Raw genomic sequence first — 16,910 nt, forward strand, 5'->3', positions numbered from 1 at the left:
CCCAGGACCCAGGACCCAGGACCCAGGACCCAGGACCCAAATTTTTATCTAGAATGATACAACCCAAAAACAGCGCTGGGCTGTTTGTCGAAGTAATTGGTACCAAGCAATATGTCAAAACGTGATTTTTACGAAGTATTAGGTGTAGGTCGTGATGCGTCTGAGCGCGATATAAAGAAAACCTACAAACGTCTTGCAATGAAGTATCACCCGGATAGAAACCAAGGTGATGAATCGGCTGCGGATAAGTTTAAAGAAGTAAAAGAAGCGTACGAAATCCTAACCGATCCTCAAAAGAAAGCAGCGTACGATCAATATGGTCATGCAGCTTTCGAACAAGGCGGCATGGGTGGCGGCGGATTCGGCGGCGGTGCTGGTGATTTCGGTGACATCTTCGGTGATGTATTTGGTGATATTTTCGGTGGTGGACGCCGCGGTCAATCACGCGCTCAGCGTGGTTCAGATCTGCGTTACAACATGGAGCTTTCTCTAGAAGAAGCGGTACGTGGTGTATCAAAAGAAATTGAAGTTCCTACATTGGTTGAGTGTGAGCCGTGTGAGGGGAGTGGCGCGAAAAAAGGCTCATCGCCTCAAACGTGTGGCACCTGTCATGGTCACGGTCAAGTTCAGATGCGCCAAGGCTTCTTTGCCGTACAACAAACCTGTCCAACGTGTAATGGTCAAGGCAAAATCATCAAAGACCCTTGTAACAGCTGCCATGGTCAAGGTCGTGTTCAAAAGTCTAAAACACTGAATGTGAAAATCCCTGCTGGTGTGGATACGGGTGACCGTATTCGTTTATCTGGTGAAGGCGAAGCGGGTGAGCAAGGCGCACCTGCGGGCGATCTTTATGTACAAGTTCATGTTAAAGAGCACCATATCTTTGAGCGTGAAGGCAACAATTTGTACTGTGAAGTGCCCGTGAGCTTTGCTCAAGCTGCATTAGGTGGTGAAGTGGAAGTTCCAACGTTGGACGGACGCGTTAACCTAAAAGTGCCAGAAGAGACGCAAACAAGTCGCATGTTCCGTATGCGCGGTAAAGGCGTGAAGGGCGTTCGTGGCGGTGGTGTTGGTGACTTAATCGTTAAGTTAGTGATAGAAACGCCAGTGAAACTCAGTGCGCGTCAAAAAGAGTTATTACGCGAATTTGAAGATACTTGTGGTGGCGAAGCTGCAAACAAGCATCAGCCGAAATCAGAAGGTTTCTTCAATGGTGTTAAAAAATTCTTCGATGATCTAACCAGTTAACCTTTACTGTTAGCGCATTATGGAAGCTCGCCTTGTGGCGAGCTTTTTTGTTTCAGTCATACTATGTTATTTTTCCCAAGCTTGTGTTCGCGGGGGGGGTTCTGGCTAGCGCTATTTCCAACAAGCATTTGGTGTGGTTACGCCTTTGGAATTCAAACTCATTTTCCTATCGCTATCTAAACAGTTATCCTTACTTTGATTACTGAAGGGTTGGGCTATTGCTGTAATGGTGTAGGCAGCGGTCGCGCTACTGGTTACAGTAAATTGGTATCGAGTGGTATCAGACTCACACACCACACATTTTCCTCCAGATAGGATGTGCTCAAAGTTATAACCAGCATTGTAGTGTCGTTCAAGTTCCAGTTGCATTTCTAGCATGTCACCCAGCGCAATCATCCGATACGCTTCGCGCGTTTGCTGTGTATACGTCGGGTATGCGACAGCGCTTACTACCCCAAGTATGACTAAAGCGATAAGAATTTCGATCAGGGTCAAGCCTATTTGAAAGTGGTTACTTACTTTACATCTCATTCTTTTAACTCTGCCCAATGCTCTGATTTTTTTGATATTTATAGTGTTCGTGACTGCTAGGATTTCTGCAATACCTATCCGATTGTTGTGATAGGTTTCATTGGGATTTGGGAAATGGTTCGCGGATTCACTCTACTAGAGCTCATGATTAGCGTGTTCGTTATGATGATACTCATGCTGAGCGTCGCCCCTAGCTTTTCAGGACTGTCGAAGGAAGTGAAGGTAGAGAGAGCAGCGGCAGAAATCTACGGGATGTTAATGCAAACCAAGGCCGAAGCCATTATGCGAAATGAACCTCTTTGGAGTCATTTTAATCATCTCCCTCAAGGTGCCGAGGATGGAAGCTGGAATATTTTGGTGACCAATTCACCCTCCTTATCGGGTACGACCTTCATGGCGCTTAGCGGCCAGCCATATCAAAACGTTCATCTCCACCTTAACCACAATAGTAAACAAATCAAATTTGATAATTTGACCGGTGTTGTTTTATCAACTGGGACGATCACGATTAGCCCGTATTCACAACAAAATTCAGGTATCAGAATTAAAACCTCGGCGGCGTCGGGTCGCATTGTGGTTTGTCAATTTGGTGATGCTGAATATGGCGTAGGGGACTGTTCAGTATGAGCCTTTCTCGAGAGAGAGGTGGGTCATTAGTCGAGATGCTAGTGGCGTCGACGATCGGCATTGTCGCGATAGGCTCCATTGGGTCGGTGTATCTTATGGTTCAACAGCATACCTCCGAACGTGCTCAGACTATGTTGTTGAGTCAAGCACTGGCGACAACAGCAAGACGGTTACAAAATGATCTTATTCGGGCAGGCTATAGCGAACTGGGAAGTTCTAGCACCCCTTCTGGCGCGGCGAATACGATTTATATAAACAGTGACGGAAGCCAAATCCAGTATGCCTATTGGGATGATCATCGAGGTGATAGTGGAGAGTATGAAAATACCTCATGGCGCTACTCCCAATCGTCGCAGTCTCTGCGAATTTGCCGAAAACGCGCCGTGGTCATATTTGACATCAATTATTTTAGTGGCAGCAATTGTACGTCGCTGTTGGAAGATGATTTGATTGCGGTGACATCCTTTTCCGTAGAGGCGTTTAATGTCTCTAGTTCCAGTATTAGTAAACAATATATTCATTTATCGATGGCCGCTCAGCTCGCTGGAAATCCAATGATTAGCGCGGATATTGAGCGCCGTTTCTTGATAAGGAATGGCCAATGAACAGTAATACTCACACCTACTTTTACGCGAACAAGCAGATGGGAATGGTGACTTTGTTAACGACAAGTCTACTGCTAATCGTTGCTTTGGTTATCGCGTTAGGGGGGCATAAGAGTACATTCTATGAGGTTAAGCGAGCGCAAAATGAGATCGCCTCAAGGCAAGCGCATTGGGCCGCTGAAGGGGGAGTTGAATGTGGGGTTGCCCAATATATGATAACCAGAACAATTCCGGCCTCAATTTTGGCTTGCGATACGGACGCTAATATTTTGCCTAACATCGTTCTTGATCCGATGAATAACGAAGTGGTGATTTCAGCAAGGGTTCAACGACGTGAGGTGAGCCGACGGTTCACACATTCTTTGCAAGCGTTTAGCGGCGCAATTCAGTCAACCTCGGATCTCTACGTTCGTGGTAGTAGTTCTATTTATACGCCAGACCCGGGTCAGTTGTCAGACAAAGGCTGGGAGTGCATCGCCGCTAAATATGATGGTGAGTTTAAGGTAGTAGGGAGCATTGATAATAAAGGGCTGGTTCATGGTTTTCCCCCTTATGATGGTTTTGATAATCAAGGTAAGGACTGTTCAACATCACATATGACCAGTGATAGTAATTCGTTGTTGAAGAGTGACTTTCAATTCGAGAGTAACTTGAAGGTGTTTGAGTCCTTTTTCAATGTCCCTGTTAAGCATCATGATCAAGTGAAAAATAGCGAAGCCTTCACGGTTTTAGAGGGAACAGTAAGTGCTCCGGGGACGATTAAAACGTTGCCGAATTGTGGTAAGGCGTTAACTGACGAGATAGAAAAAGGTCACACCAAATTGTGGGTGGAAGGCAGTTGCGAGATTGCTACTACGGAATTGCATGCGTTATCGCAAGCATCATCGAAAACGAAAGGCATCTTGCTTGTCGTCCATGAAGGGCTATTTTCTATTATGGGGACAGGTAGCTTAAACGGGATACTTTTTCACTTTAATCAAGATTTCTCTCCAGATCTAGCCAAGTGGGAAGGCTTTGAGGCTGGCGTGTACCTGCATCATGTGGCGAATGATTTTGATTTATCGTATCGAGAACGAACTTCCTATTATCAGCATGGGTCGTTTACGGTGACAGGAGGACAACTTTTTGAAACGCCTGATCCGCAAGTGGCTATTTTTAATAACTCTTTAGCCTTCAACTATAATCGCGACGTGATTGATCATGCGCGTCAGGGGCTAACCTCTACCACATGGAAAAAGGGTTCATGGCGTGACTTCTAAACAACAAGGTTTTAGCCTGATTGAAGTCATGATCGCTTTTTGCTTGATAGGTGTTGGCGCATTAGGGTTAGTGAAAATGCAGACCTACATCGAGCAGAAATCTGATTATGCCGCCCAAGGCATTCAGGCGTTGGGGCTTGCCGAAGCACGTTTAGAGTGGTTTAGTACCCGAGGCGCAGATCCCGCATCGTCCACCATGGATGTTGCCGATTTTGTCACGGATCTTGTGGATGGTGAAGATTTGACTCATTCGCCATTTGTTGTTGAATGGACGGTGTCGGCCGTTCCTTTTTCGAGCAGTATCAAAGCTGTCGAAGTCGTCGTCAGTTGGCCCGATCGATTTGGGCAGACGCAGACGCTCTCCTTACAAAGTCAATTCTCCAATTACAGTGAATTTGATTGATACCGGCTAAGGTCAACGGGTCATCAATTAACATGGTTACCGCACTTCTTTTACTTGAACTATCCCCCCTACCGCTCATCACTTTAATGAATAAAGGTGTGTGACGCATTGCCCGTCCGATGTGATGGATTTATACACTATGCTTATATAATCGGGAACTTTGCGTGCTAGTTAGTGGAATGTTTTGGATATGTGTACTTCTATGTTGTTTTTCTGTTACTTGTTCGGGTGTTTTTTGCAAAATAAGTCTACAAAAATGGAAATACTTCCAAATTATCTACTAATTTAATTTTTTTTACATAAAATAGTCGCGAAGAAAAATGACACAGTGAAGCTGCTTTAAAGTTCACGCACCACAACATCACAATGGAGTTACCATGAGTAACCAGACTATCAATCAAGCGCCAACGCCAAAGCCGAGTGGCATGGATCGCTTTTTAAACGCAATTGAGAAGGCAGGAAACAAGATCCCAGATCCTGCTATTCTATTTTTCTGGGCATTAGTTATTGTTTGGGTCGCATCTGCCGTTCTATCGAATGTTAGCTTTGATCTTATTAACCCTCGTACTGGCGGTGCATTAGAGGTCAATAACTTGCTAACGGGTGAGGCGCTTGCCAGCTTCTTAGCAAACATGGTAACCACGTTTACTGGCTTCGCTCCTCTTGGCATCGTATTGGTTGCGATGTTAGGTGTTGGTGTTGCAGACTCTTCTGGCTTTATCCAAACTGGCTTGAAGAAAATGCTTAACTTCACGCCAGCGAAATTGCTAACGCCAATGCTTATTTTGGTTGCGATTGTTTCTCATACGGCAGCTGACGCGGGTTATGTGTTGGTTATCCCGCTTGGTGGTATCATTTTCCACGCAGCAGGTCGTCACCCTCTCGCAGGTATTGCCGCAGCATTTGCTGGTGTATCGGGCGGTTTCTCTGCAAACTTCATCCCATCTGGTATCGACCCACTGTTGGCTGGCTTCACACAAACGGCTGCTCAAGTACTAGACCAAGACTATGTGATTAACCCACTTTCGAATATTTTCTTTACTGGTTTATCTTCTGTTTTGGTTATCGCGATTGGTTGGTGGGTGACTGAGAAAGTCATCGAGCCACGTCTTGCAAACCTTCCTGTCGATGAAGATGCAGAAGAAGCACCAGATCTTGGTTCTTTTACTGCTGTTGAGTCTAAAGCATTCCGTGCGGCTGGTTGGGCAATGATGGCGGGTATCGCCTTACTTGTTTTCGCACTTTTGCCAGAAGATTCAGCACTACGCTCTCCTGAAGGTGAAATTACCGCATTCTCTGCGCCGATCATGCAATCCATCGTACCGTTAATCTTCATCCTGTTTATTATTCCAGGTATTGTTTACGGTCGTGTGGCGGGTACGTTTAAAGATAGCAATGACATCATTAAAGCGATGTCTCACACCATGTCTACCATGGGTGCGTACATTGTGATGTCGTTCTTCTGTGCACAATTCTTGTCAGCGTTTGCTCAGTCAAATATCGGTACTATGCTAGCGCTTTACGGTGCGGAAGGTCTGAAAGCCATGAACCTACCAGGTCAAGCGACCATCGTAGGTATGATTTTGTTGACGGCTTCAGTTAACTTACTTGTCGGTTCTGCATCGGCTAAGTGGGCGTTGATTGGTCCAATCTTGGTTCCAATGCTAATGGCAGTAGGCATCTCTCCTGAACTGTCTCAAGCGGCATACCGTGTTGGCGATTCAGTATCGAACATCATTTCGCCATTGATGGTCTTCTTCCCATTGGTTGTGGTTTACTGTCAACGTTATGTGAAATCAACGGGCATCGGTACATTGGCTTCTCTAATGATGCCATTCTCTATCGCGATGCTAATTGGCTGGACATTATTCTTGCTCGCTTATTGGGCGCTGGGTATCCCACTAGGTATTCAAGCACCGTACACGTACACCATGTAAGTTATCGCTAACTTAATCAGGTACAAAGTACTGAAAAGCCCGCCAGGATTGAACTGGCGGGCTTTTTTTATCTGAGAATGAGCGAATCAATCGGGGGTTACGCTGTTAAGAACTGAGCGTGGAAGCGTAAGTGGTCCTCAATAAAACTCTGTATAAAGAAATAACTGTGATCATAACCTGGTTGCATTCTAAGCGTCATATCACTGCCAGAGGCTTTGGCTGCCGCGACCAGTAATTCTGGCTTAAGCTGCTCTTGTAAAAAGCCGTCGTCTTCGCCTTGATCAACCAGAATCGGTAAGGTGGCTTTATTGTGTTTGAGAAGCTCAACGCTGTCATAGGCCTTCCAATCTTCAATATTATTACCAAGGTAGTGGCTAAATGCTTTTTGTCCCCAAGGACAGTTAATAGGGTTGGTTATTGGGCTAAAAGCTGAAATCGAACGGTACTGTTCGCTATTTTTTAGACCAATAGTGAGTGCACCATGCCCGCCCATGCTGTGGCCAGATATCGACTTGGCTGGTGTGACAGGGAAATGCTGTTCGATTAACGCCGGTAGTTCGTCAACAATATAGCTATACATGTGGTAATGCTTATCCCAAGGAGCTTGGGTGGCATTGAGATAGAATCCTGCGCCAAGGCCTAAGTCATACGCTCCTTCTGCGTCATCAGCTACCCCTTCGCCTCGCGGGCTAGTATCGGGAGCAACAATCGCAACGCCAAGCTCCGCAGCGACTTTAAACGCCCCTGCTTTTTGCATGAAATTTTCGTCGCTGCAGGTTAAGCCAGACAGCCAATAAATGACAGGCACGGGATTCTCTTTGCTCGCTTGTGGTGGAAGGTAAACGGCAAATTTCATCGCGCAGTTTAGAACGTTAGATTGATGCGTATATTGCTTGTGCCAACCACCAAATACTTTTGCTTGGCTGCTATTTTCGATAGTCATGTTTACTTCCTTACTAAAGGTCAATAAGACGCGGCGACTTAAGGGGCATTATTACCAGTAAGACTAGCCTAAATGGCGCCGTTTGTTTTGATAGGTATAGTATATTTATTTCTAATGAGATGATAATTAGGACTATTTGAAATAAACTATTACGGTACTGTAACAATAGGCGACGTGGGTCGTTGAGAATAGAGTAAAGGGTAGAGCAATGGCAGATTGGGAAGGCGTCAATGAGTTTGTTGCGGTGGTGGAAAGCCAAAGTTTTACCGGTGCTGCAAATAGACTTAATACCTCGGTTGCAAATATCAGCCGACGAGTCAACGCACTTGAGCAGCGACTCGGGGTGAAGCTGTTAGTCAGAACAACGAGAAAAGTCTCGGTTACGGAGGCAGGAGAAAGTTATTTTCGCCACTGTAAACCATTGCTTGAAGGACTAATGTCGGCCGAATTGGCGGTGACTCAGCTGCAAGTCGCACCGAAAGGATTGATTAAGGTCACCGCCCCAGTGACATTTGGTGAGCAAGCGTTAGCGCCAATTCTTCATCAATTTTTAAAAGCACACCCCCAGATTGAGTTGGATGTGATGCTTTCTAATCAAAAAATAGACTTAGTGCAAGAAGGGTTCGATTTAGCTATTCGTTTAGGGCAATTAGATGATTCTTCGATGATGGCGAGAAAGTTACTGGATCGGCAGGTTTTTGTTTGCTGTAGTCCAGAGTATCTCTCGACCTATGGCGAGCCTCATACCTTATCTGAGCTAAAAAGGCATCAGTGTTTACGAGGGTCTGTTCGCCACTGGCGTTTTAGCGATGGAGGCAGTGAAAGGGTGATTAATATTAACGGCAGACTACAGTGTAATAGTGGCTATGCGTTGGTGGATGCGGCACTAAAGGGGTTAGGGATCGTGCAGCTTCCAGATTATTATGTGCAGCCTTATCTGGAGTCTGGTGAATTGGTGGAATTGCTGAGTGACTATCGTGGCAATCGAGAGGGTATTTGGGCGCTCTATCCGCAAAATAGAATGCTGACGTCCAAAGTAAGAACGTTGATAGATTATCTTGTAGAGGCCTTTAGTCAATATGGAAAGTAATGACAATTCCGTGCCTTGTGCTGAAGAATATAGCGAGGAAGATCGCCAGTTTATGCGACGTGCGATTGCACTTGCTCATGAAGCTGAGCGTGAGGGTGAGGTTCCCGTTGGAGCGGTGTTAGTGAAAGATGGTGAAATTATCGCTGAAGGCTGGAATCGCTCGATTGGGCTGCATGATGCAACGGCGCATGCTGAAATTCAAGTATTGAGAGCGGCCGGGAAAAGACTTGAGAACTACCGACTACTTGATACCACGCTTTATGTCACCTTGGAACCGTGCCCAATGTGCGCGGGTGCTTTATTGCATAGTCGAGTGAAACGAATTGTCTACGGTGCACCCGATCTTAAAGCGGGAGCGGCTGGGACAGTACTTAATTTATTCGAGAGTCAGGCGTCTTATCATTACGCTGATGTTGAGCATGGTTTGCTCGCCAACGAGTGTCGTGAACAGTTACAGGCGTTTTTTAAGCGTCGAAGAAAAGAGATAAAGGAAGCGAAAAAGGCGCGGCGTTTACAGCAAGATAAAGGGGAAACAAACACCTGAGAGACAGGTGTTTGTCAGTCAGGGTGTTTCAGCGGTCGTTAAGGCGCAATCAATTGCATGAAAGCACGATTTCGCCAAATGATTTTCTTTTTATTGTTCGCTAACTTTCGCTTTCTGCGATTCGCAGACACGGTTTTACTTAAGTTTCTTGATTGTATTCGTCTCTTAGCAAGCATGAAACGATCTCCTATCACTAATAATTCGGTGCTCAACAAGGTATCGGATTAATGGGATACCTTCAAAGGGCGATGTTAAGGGGGATGTAGCACGGCGCAGACAATATCACTAATTCAGCGCGATAGCGCTATGTTAATTGATAATTACAATGGGCAGAGGTGTTCTTGGTTAGCGAGTATTGGTTAGCGTGTATGGTTTAACGTGCATGGTTTAACGTGTATTGTGTAGCTGTCGTGAGTCTTTAACCCTTTCTCATAATGTAGAACAAATTGAGTTGAGTTCAAGAATACGCAAATACGAATTCTTGAACTCATGCTACCTGTGCGGTAAGCGGGCGGTGTATTAGCCTACTCTAACTAAGGGTTCGTGTCTGCAGCGGCCTCTGAGGTTGCTATCGCTTCGCTGACAGCAGGTTGAAGGGTTCCTACAGCGGCAGAGCTGACCGCGACGGGTGTGATGACAGTGAGCCCGTCTGTACTATTGTCTAGTTCCGCTTCAGCGGCGATTTGTTTATCAACATGGCCGATGATGCTTTGATAGTAGCGACGTATATTCTCTACGTAGTTTTGCGCTTCATCGCCACGCGCATAGCCATATCGTGTCTGACTGTAGTATTTCTTTTGGCGCAGCAGGGGTAAGCGGTCTTTCACATCCGCCCAAGCATCTGGGTTACCACCTTGTCGCTTAGTTAAGCGTCTTGCGTCCATCATATGGCCGAACCCGAGGTTATAAGAAGCCAGCGCAAACCAAATCTTCTCATGCTCAGTAATGGAGTCAGGCACTCGACCGACAATATAGCGAAGGTACTGCACCCCGCCTCGTACGGATTGTTCAGGGTCAAGACGATTGGTCACATTGACAATTTTAGCGGTTGGTAGCGTCAACATCATCATGCCACGAACCCCTGTCGGTGATTTAGCGACCGGGTTCCAGTGCGATTCTTGATACGCGAGGGCTGCGATTAAGCGCCAATCGAATTCTTGAGAATACTGTTTAAACAACGGTGACCATTTAGGCAGTTTGCTGTCGAGGGCTCGAATAAAAGCGCGAGTATCAACGTAATCAAAAGTGCCAATATGACCGATGTATTTTTCTTCTAAGTTAGCGAGCTCACCACTTTGTTTTAGACTACCAAAAAACTCGATCAATAATGCGTATAAGCTTTCGTCGTCAGATTTTCTCATGTACCAAGAAATAGGTTGATCCTCGGTCATCTCGAAAGCTAGGGCGAGGTCAGGGTAGATGCGTTGCGAGAGCGATAACTCAACAGAGTCTGCCATAGTGAAGAGCAGTTCACCTTCAGAGACTTGCTTGAGTAGATCGTTGACATCCGCGTTAGCATCAACCTTAAAGCGAAATTCGGCATTGTCTTTGGCGACGTGATTTAAGGTGCGCTCGAAATGAGAGTCTTGCACCACTGCAAACACATCTTCGCCATCGGCTTTTTCGATTAATTCAGCTTGATTGGCTAATAGTTGCTCAAGGTTTCTTGGTCGCCATTGGCCTTTCTTATACACCACTTGTTGACTCACGTAGTAATAAGCGGGACCAGCACGAAACTGCTCGATACGCTGCGGTGATTGGCTTAACCCGGCAGATATAATATCAATCTCACCTTTTTCTAGCGCAGGGAACAGGCTTGAAAGGCGGTAGGCGGGTTTCATCTCCAACTTAACACCAAGCTCGTCTGCGAACTGGCGGGCTAATTCATAATCCAATCCGGTTGGGCCGTCTGGACCAATGTAGTAAGAGAGCTGGTTGTTCAGCGTTCCTACACGCAGCACGCCTCGTTCCTGGATGCTTTCCAATTCGCTTTTGGGATCAGAGTCTATTTGGCACCCGAAGAGACCTAACGATAAGGTCAGCAACGTTGTTAGTTTTAGCCAACGAACAGAATAATTATTTTGCATTAATTCAATTATCTCACGAGAACGATGTGGTCTTTATACCAAAGCTAGAACTTCTGGCAAAGCAACATCATAGAAAGTCTCGTTTACTGTCACTTTATCGCCGTTATTCGTCGGATTTTTGCAATTAAGAAAAAAATGACGAAAACGTTTGCGTAAGTGGTTACGTCACAAAAAAAAATACACTATAATACGCCGGAATCAAGGGGGCAGAAATTGGTATATGTTTATTTTTTAAATGTAACTCGTTGAATTTATTCCAATATCACCTCAAATCAATTGCATAAGAGACCTAAGCACATGAGAATTTTGCGTGGCTCCCCAGCTCTTTCTGAGTTTCGTGTTAACAAGCTAGTAGAGCTTTGTCGTGAATTAAGCCTACCTGTCACAGGTATTTACGCTGAGTTTGCCCACTTTGCCGACCTGACATCAGACTTAGATGCGTCTGAAGTCGAAAAATTGGAGAAGTTGCTGACTTACGGTCCAACAATCGAAGAACATGAACCAACGGGTACACTATTACTAGTTACGCCTCGTCCGGGTACTATCTCGCCATGGTCGTCTAAATCGACAGATATTGCGCATAACTGTGGTCTGAATAAAGTCACACGTTTAGAGCGTGGTACCGCTTTTTATGTTGAATCATCAAGCGAATTAACTGAGCTTCAATTAGTAGAGCTGAAAGCGATCCTTCATGACCGCATGATGGAAGTCGTGTTCAATGACTTTGATTCTGCAGCGGCGCTTTTCACTGTGGCAGAACCTGCACCTTATGCTGAGGTTGACCTGCTTAGTGGTGGTCGTAAAGCGCTTGAAGAAGCAAACGTTACCCTAGGTCTTGCCCTTGCTGAAGATGAGATTGATTACCTTCTTGAAAGCTTTACAGAAAAGCTAGGTCGCAATCCAACAGACATAGAGCTTATGATGTTTGCACAAGCAAACTCAGAACACTGTCGTCACAAAATTTTTAACGCTGACTGGACTATTGATGGCGTTAAGCAAGAAAAATCATTGTTTAAGATGATTAAGAACACGTTTGAAACGACACCAGAACACGTGTTATCTGCTTATAAAGATAATGCAGCAGTTATGACTGGTTCAACTGTTGGTCGTTTCTTCCCAGATCCAGACACGCGCCAATATAACTATCATCAAGAGAAAACGCACATCTTGATGAAGGTTGAGACGCACAACCACCCAACGGCTATTTCTCCTTGGCCGGGCGCATCAACCGGTTCTGGCGGTGAAATCCGCGATGAAGGCGCAACGGGTATCGGTGGTAAGCCTAAAGCAGGCCTTGTCGCTTTCTCTGTCTCTAACCTTAAGATCCCGAACTTCGTTCAACCTTGGGAAACGGACTTTGGTAAGCCAAGCCGTATCGTTACTGCTCTGGATATTATGCTTGAAGGTCCTCTTGGTGGTGCGGCGTTTAACAACGAATTTGGTCGTCCAAACCTATTAGGTTACTTCCGTACTTACGAAGAGAAAGTTAACTCTCATGCTGGTGAAGAGGTACGTGGTTACCACAAGCCAATTATGTTAGCTGGTGGTTTAGGTAACATTCGTGATGAGCACGTTCAGAAGAAAGAGATCCCTGTAGGTGCAAGCCTAATCGTTCTCGGTGGTCCTGCAATGAACATCGGCCTTGGCGGTGGTGCTGCATCTTCAATGGACTCTGGTTCTTCTTCTGAAGATCTCGATTTTGCTTCTGTACAACGTGAAAACCCAGAGATGGAGCGTCGTTGTCAGGAAGTGATTGACCGTTGTTGGCAGCTTGGTGATGCCAACCCAATCGCCTTCATTCATGATGTGGGCGCGGGTGGTATTTCAAACGCACTTCCTGAGTTAGTGGACGATGGTGAGCGTGGCGGTATCTTTAACCTACGTGACGTACCAAACGATGAGCCGGGCATGAGTCCTCTTGAAATCTGGTGTAACGAATCTCAAGAGCGTTACGTAATGGCAGTTGCTGACAAAGACATGGCAACGTTTGACGCGATTTGTAAGCGTGAACGCGCACCATATGCCGTTGTAGGTAAGGCAACAGAAGAGCGTGAACTTAAACTAGAAGATTCACACTTCGATAACACGCCAATCGATATGCCAATGGACATCTTGCTAGGTAAAACACCTAAGATGCACCGTGACGCGAAAACGTTGAAAGCGAACAACCCGGCGATTGATCGCTCTGGTATCGAGATGAACGAAGCGGTTGACCGTGTTCTTCGTCTACCAACGGTTGCAGAAAAAACATTCCTTATCACCATCGGTGACCGCTCGGTAACAGGCCTAGTTGCTCGTGACCAAATGGTAGGCCCTTGGCAGGTTCCTGTTGCTAACTGCGCAGTAACAGCAGCAAGCTACGACACTTACCACGGTGAGGCTATGTCTCTAGGTGAGCGTACGCCAGTTGCTCTACTCGATTTCGGTGCATCGGCTCGTCTAGCGGTTGGTGAAGCAATCACTAACATCGCAGCGACAAACATCGGCGATATTAAGCACATTAAACTGTCGGCTAACTGGATGTCTCCAGCTGGTCACCCAGGTGAAGATGCCGGTCTTTATGAAGCGGTAAAAGCGGTAGGTGAAGAGCTTTGTCCGGCGCTGGGGCTAACTATCCCAGTAGGTAAAGACTCAATGTCGATGAAGACCAAGTGGGAAGAAAACGGCGAGCAGAAAGAAGTCACCTCTCCGCTATCTCTCGTTATCACTGCGTTTGCTCGTGTTGAAGATGTTCGTAAGACCATTACTCCGCAGCTACGCACTGACAAAGGTAACACGTCACTGGTGCTTATCGACCTAGGCAACGGCAAAAACCGCATGGGTGCGACAGCATTGGCTCAGGTATACAAGCAGCTTGGTGATAAGCCAGCAGATGTAGACAACGCAGCACAGCTAAAAGGCTTTTACGAAGGTGTTCAAGCACTCGTTGCTAACGACCAAGTTGTGGCTTACCACGATAAAGGCGATGGTGGTTTATTCGTTACGCTAGCGGAAATGGCGTTCGCAGGTCACTGTGGTGTGAATGCTGACATTGCCGCTTTAGGTGAAGACACATTAGCGGCTCTATTTAACGAAGAGCTAGGTGCGGTCATCCAGGTACGTAACGAAGACCTAGATTCAGTACTGTCTACGTTAGCATCGAATGGCCTAGAAGCTTGTTCACACGTTATCGGTTCAGTAGAAGCTTCAGATGAAGTCGTCATTAAGTCAGGTGAACAAGTTGTTATCGAGCGTAACCGTACGGAGCTTCGTACGATTTGGGCTGAAACAACACACAAAATGCAATCACTTCGTGATAACTCTGCGTGTGCCGATCAAGAGCATGAAGCGAAGAAAGATAACTCAGACCCAGGTCTAAACGTTAGCCTGAGTTACGATGTTAATGAAGATATCGCAGCGCCATATATTGCGACAGGCGCGAAACCTAAGATGGCGATTTTACGTGAGCAAGGTGTTAACTCTCACGTTGAAATGGCCGCAGCATTTGACCGAGCAGGTTTCGAAGCCACCGATATTCACATGAGCGATATCCTAACGGGTCAAGCGGTTCTAGAAGAGTACAACGGCCTTGTGGCTTGTGGTGGCTTCTCTTACGGTGACGTACTAGGTGCTGGTGAAGGTTGGGCTAAGTCAGTTCTGTTTAACGACTCTACACGTGACCAATTTGAAAACTTCTTCAAGCGTGAAGATACCTTCTCTCTAGGCGTGTGTAACGGTTGTCAGATGTTGTCTAACCTACGTGAATTGATTCCGGGTGCAGAATACTGGCCTCGTTTCGTGCGTAACGAATCTGAGCGCTTTGAAGCTCGTTTCAGCCTAGTAGAAGTTCAGAAGTCTGATTCTGTATTCTTCAACGGTATGCAAGGTTCTCGTATGCCTATCGCGGTTTCTCACGGTGAAGGTCGCGTAGAAGTGCGTGATAACGAGCACCTAAACGCGATTGAAAATTCAGGTACAGTGGCGCTACGTTACGTTGATAACAACGGTAACCCGACGCAGCAATACCCGAATAACCCGAATGGTTCGCCAAACGCTATCACCGGTCTCACGACAACGGATGGCCGTGTAACCATTATGATGCCTCACCCAGAGCGAGTATTCCGTACGGTTGCTAACTCTTGGGCTCCAGAGACTTGGGGTGAAAACGGTGCTTGGATGCGTATGTTCCAAAACGCGCGCAAGAATATCGGTTAATCGCTAGGTTAATGACATAGTCAATTGGAAAGGTCGTCAGTGTAAGCGCTGGCGACCTTTTTTATTGCCAGTTGTTTTCTTGCTAGCTGTTTTATGGCGATTATTAGTCATTTAGTACGATAAAAAAATCCGTCGTTGTTGCTAAAAATAGTGGAGCGTAATTGAACTAATTGTGTTCTAATACCGCGCTGGCTTAGGGATGGCTGACAAAGTAATGATAATTATGTTGGAACATCCCTTAACAAAACCCTTAGGAATCATCTAAATGTCTGAAAATAAAAAATTTGCTATCCGTCTAACGGAAAAGCGCAATGGTTGGTCTGCAGAAATTACTCGCCAAGTAACCTCTCGTAGAACGGTAGTATCTAAGCGTGAGATGGGTTTTGAAAGCGAAGAATTAGCACAAGCTTGGGCAGAGAAAGAGCTACAAGGCTTTATTGCAAGCCAAGCTGAACGTAATGCTCGTAAATCTGAAGCTCGTAAAGAGAAAGAAGCCAAAGAGCACGCGAAAGAAGCTCTAAAAGCAGTAAAAGCTGCCGCTCGCCAAGATAGCGCTGAGCAAGAAGACGAAGAGTAATCATTTTAGTACTGTTGACGAGTTTTGATTCGTTGATAGGTACCAATAAAAAACCGCTGTATTATCAGCGGTTTTTTTGTGCGCGTTTTTCATGGGTCGTGCATCCACCCTTAAGGCCGTTGTTATCTTCGACTTAAAATACTTGCTCTTCGAGTTTGCTGACCAGTTCTGGTGGAAGCTGAAGTTGTTTTGCCAGTTCTTGTAAGTACGCTTTTTCCATAAAGTTTTGTTCATCCACGACAAGTAAACTCGCAAGATAAATTTCCGCTCCTTGCTCTGGTGAGTGTGAAAGCTGCGCAATATAGCTAGGATCAAGCGGTTTTGCGATTTCAGCTTGAACGAATGCCTGAAGATGAGCGTCGGCATGCATTCGTTGTAGCGCTTGGTCAATTTTACTCATTTCTGCTTCATCAATATGACCATCGGCTTTGGCTGCCCCAATCATGGCTTTGAGAACGATTTCTTCATGATTGGTATTGGCAAATTTATTGATGGTTGCCCCTTGTGAATCTGAGGCATTCTTTTTATCCCAATCGTTGTAAATCTTAAATGCCAGAGCGCCAAGAGCGGCTGCGCTGCCAACGCCTAGTGCTGTTTTGCCCATTTTTTTGGTTTTCTTCGATCCCATGAGCATACCAAGTAAGCCGCCGCCGACGGCCCCTGCACCTAATGCACCCATGGTTTTCTTGTCACTGAGAGCAGAGCTAAGGTTCGATGATGACTGAGAGGCTTTTTGGGTCGCTTTACTCACAACATCTGATTTGAGTGCTTGATTAAGTAGTGATTTCAGATCCATCGTATTCTCCAAAATATATGAGTAGAGTTTAGGTTTTTGAGCGGTTCGTGCTTAAGATCTAATGCGATT

14 protein-coding genes are annotated in these 16,910 nt (G+C 45.9%); 10 read left to right on the forward strand and 4 right to left on the reverse strand.

The genetic code is table 11. The annotated features are described in order from the left end of the window. Nucleotides 1–111: 111 nt before the first annotated feature. Complete coding sequence (gene dnaJ / locus MD535_RS08820; protein WP_265674499.1) at nucleotides 112–1,248, forward strand: molecular chaperone DnaJ; 1,137 nt, start codon at nucleotides 112–114, stop codon at nucleotides 1,246–1,248. Between the two features lie 111 nt (nucleotides 1,249–1,359). Here the strand turns inward: dnaJ and MD535_RS08825 are convergent, their stop codons facing one another. After that, complete coding sequence (locus MD535_RS08825; protein ID WP_265674500.1) at nucleotides 1,360–1,779, reverse strand: type IV pilin protein; 420 nt, start codon at nucleotides 1,777–1,779, stop codon at nucleotides 1,360–1,362. Nucleotides 1,780–1,893: 114 nt separating this feature from the next. Between MD535_RS08825 and MD535_RS08830 the strand changes: the two genes are divergently transcribed. The 5 genes from MD535_RS08830 (at nucleotide 1,894) to MD535_RS08850 (ending at nucleotide 6,610) form a co-directional block, all read left to right on the forward strand. Beyond that, a complete protein-coding gene (locus MD535_RS08830) occupies nucleotides 1,894–2,406 on the forward strand; it encodes a GspH/FimT family pseudopilin (RefSeq protein ID WP_265674501.1) in 513 nt (170 codons plus the stop codon). Continuing rightward, the gene (locus MD535_RS08835; RefSeq protein WP_265674502.1) at nucleotides 2,403–3,011 is read left to right on the forward strand and encodes a hypothetical protein; all 609 of its coding nucleotides are present in this window, start codon (nucleotides 2,403–2,405) and stop codon (nucleotides 3,009–3,011) included. The genes MD535_RS08830 and MD535_RS08835 overlap by 4 nt, the downstream gene beginning before the upstream one ends. Beyond that, the gene (locus MD535_RS08840) at nucleotides 3,008–4,270 is read left to right on the forward strand and encodes a hypothetical protein (protein ID WP_265674503.1); all 1,263 of its coding nucleotides are present in this window, start codon (nucleotides 3,008–3,010) and stop codon (nucleotides 4,268–4,270) included. The genes MD535_RS08835 and MD535_RS08840 overlap by 4 nt, the downstream gene beginning before the upstream one ends. Next, nucleotides 4,260–4,673 carry a type IV pilus modification PilV family protein gene (locus MD535_RS08845; RefSeq protein WP_265674504.1) on the forward strand — a complete coding sequence of 138 codons (414 nt, stop codon included), beginning with the start codon at nucleotides 4,260–4,262 and terminating at the stop codon, nucleotides 4,671–4,673. Before MD535_RS08840 ends, MD535_RS08845 begins: the two co-directional genes overlap by 11 nt. A gap of 377 nt (nucleotides 4,674–5,050) precedes the next feature. After that, the gene (locus tag MD535_RS08850) at nucleotides 5,051–6,610 is read left to right on the forward strand and encodes an AbgT family transporter (RefSeq protein ID WP_265674505.1); all 1,560 of its coding nucleotides are present in this window, start codon (nucleotides 5,051–5,053) and stop codon (nucleotides 6,608–6,610) included. A gap of 97 nt (nucleotides 6,611–6,707) precedes the next feature. On the opposite strand, the gene fghA is transcribed toward MD535_RS08850, so the two are convergent. Continuing rightward, on the reverse strand, nucleotides 6,708–7,553 hold the full coding sequence (fghA, locus tag MD535_RS08855; RefSeq protein ID WP_265674506.1) for an S-formylglutathione hydrolase: 846 nt from the start codon (nucleotides 7,551–7,553) through the stop codon (nucleotides 6,708–6,710). Nucleotides 7,554–7,761: 208 nt separating this feature from the next. Between fghA and MD535_RS08860 the strand changes: the two genes are divergently transcribed. Then, a complete protein-coding gene (locus MD535_RS08860; protein WP_265674507.1) occupies nucleotides 7,762–8,643 on the forward strand; it encodes a LysR family transcriptional regulator in 882 nt (293 codons plus the stop codon). Continuing rightward, nucleotides 8,633–9,187: a tRNA adenosine(34) deaminase TadA gene (gene tadA, locus MD535_RS08865; protein ID WP_265674508.1), complete on the forward strand. Its 555-nt coding sequence runs from the start codon at nucleotides 8,633–8,635 to the stop codon at nucleotides 9,185–9,187. Before MD535_RS08860 ends, tadA begins: the two co-directional genes overlap by 11 nt. A 533-nt stretch (nucleotides 9,188–9,720) precedes the next feature. Here the strand turns inward: tadA and mltF are convergent. Continuing rightward, a complete protein-coding gene (gene mltF, locus MD535_RS08870) occupies nucleotides 9,721–11,274 on the reverse strand; it encodes a membrane-bound lytic murein transglycosylase MltF (RefSeq protein WP_265674509.1) in 1,554 nt (517 codons plus the stop codon). 297 nt (nucleotides 11,275–11,571) lie between these two features. On the opposite strand from mltF, the gene purL reads away from it, so the two are divergent. Beyond that, on the forward strand, nucleotides 11,572–15,468 hold the full coding sequence (gene purL, locus MD535_RS08875; RefSeq protein ID WP_265674510.1) for a phosphoribosylformylglycinamidine synthase: 3,897 nt from the start codon (nucleotides 11,572–11,574) through the stop codon (nucleotides 15,466–15,468). 265 nt (nucleotides 15,469–15,733) lie between these two features. Next, nucleotides 15,734–16,045, forward strand: a complete 312-nt coding sequence (locus MD535_RS08880) for a DUF3622 domain-containing protein (RefSeq protein WP_265674511.1) — start codon at nucleotides 15,734–15,736, stop codon at nucleotides 16,043–16,045. 133 nt (nucleotides 16,046–16,178) lie between these two features. Here the strand turns inward: MD535_RS08880 and MD535_RS08885 are convergent, their stop codons facing one another. Continuing rightward, nucleotides 16,179–16,841 carry a tellurite resistance TerB family protein gene (locus MD535_RS08885; RefSeq protein ID WP_265674512.1) on the reverse strand — a complete coding sequence of 221 codons (663 nt, stop codon included), beginning with the start codon at nucleotides 16,839–16,841 and terminating at the stop codon, nucleotides 16,179–16,181. Nucleotides 16,842–16,910: the final 69 nt, after the last annotated feature.

This window comes from Vibrio qingdaonensis (assembly GCF_026191675.1).
Classification (GTDB): domain Bacteria; phylum Pseudomonadota; class Gammaproteobacteria; order Enterobacterales; family Vibrionaceae; genus Vibrio; species Vibrio qingdaonensis.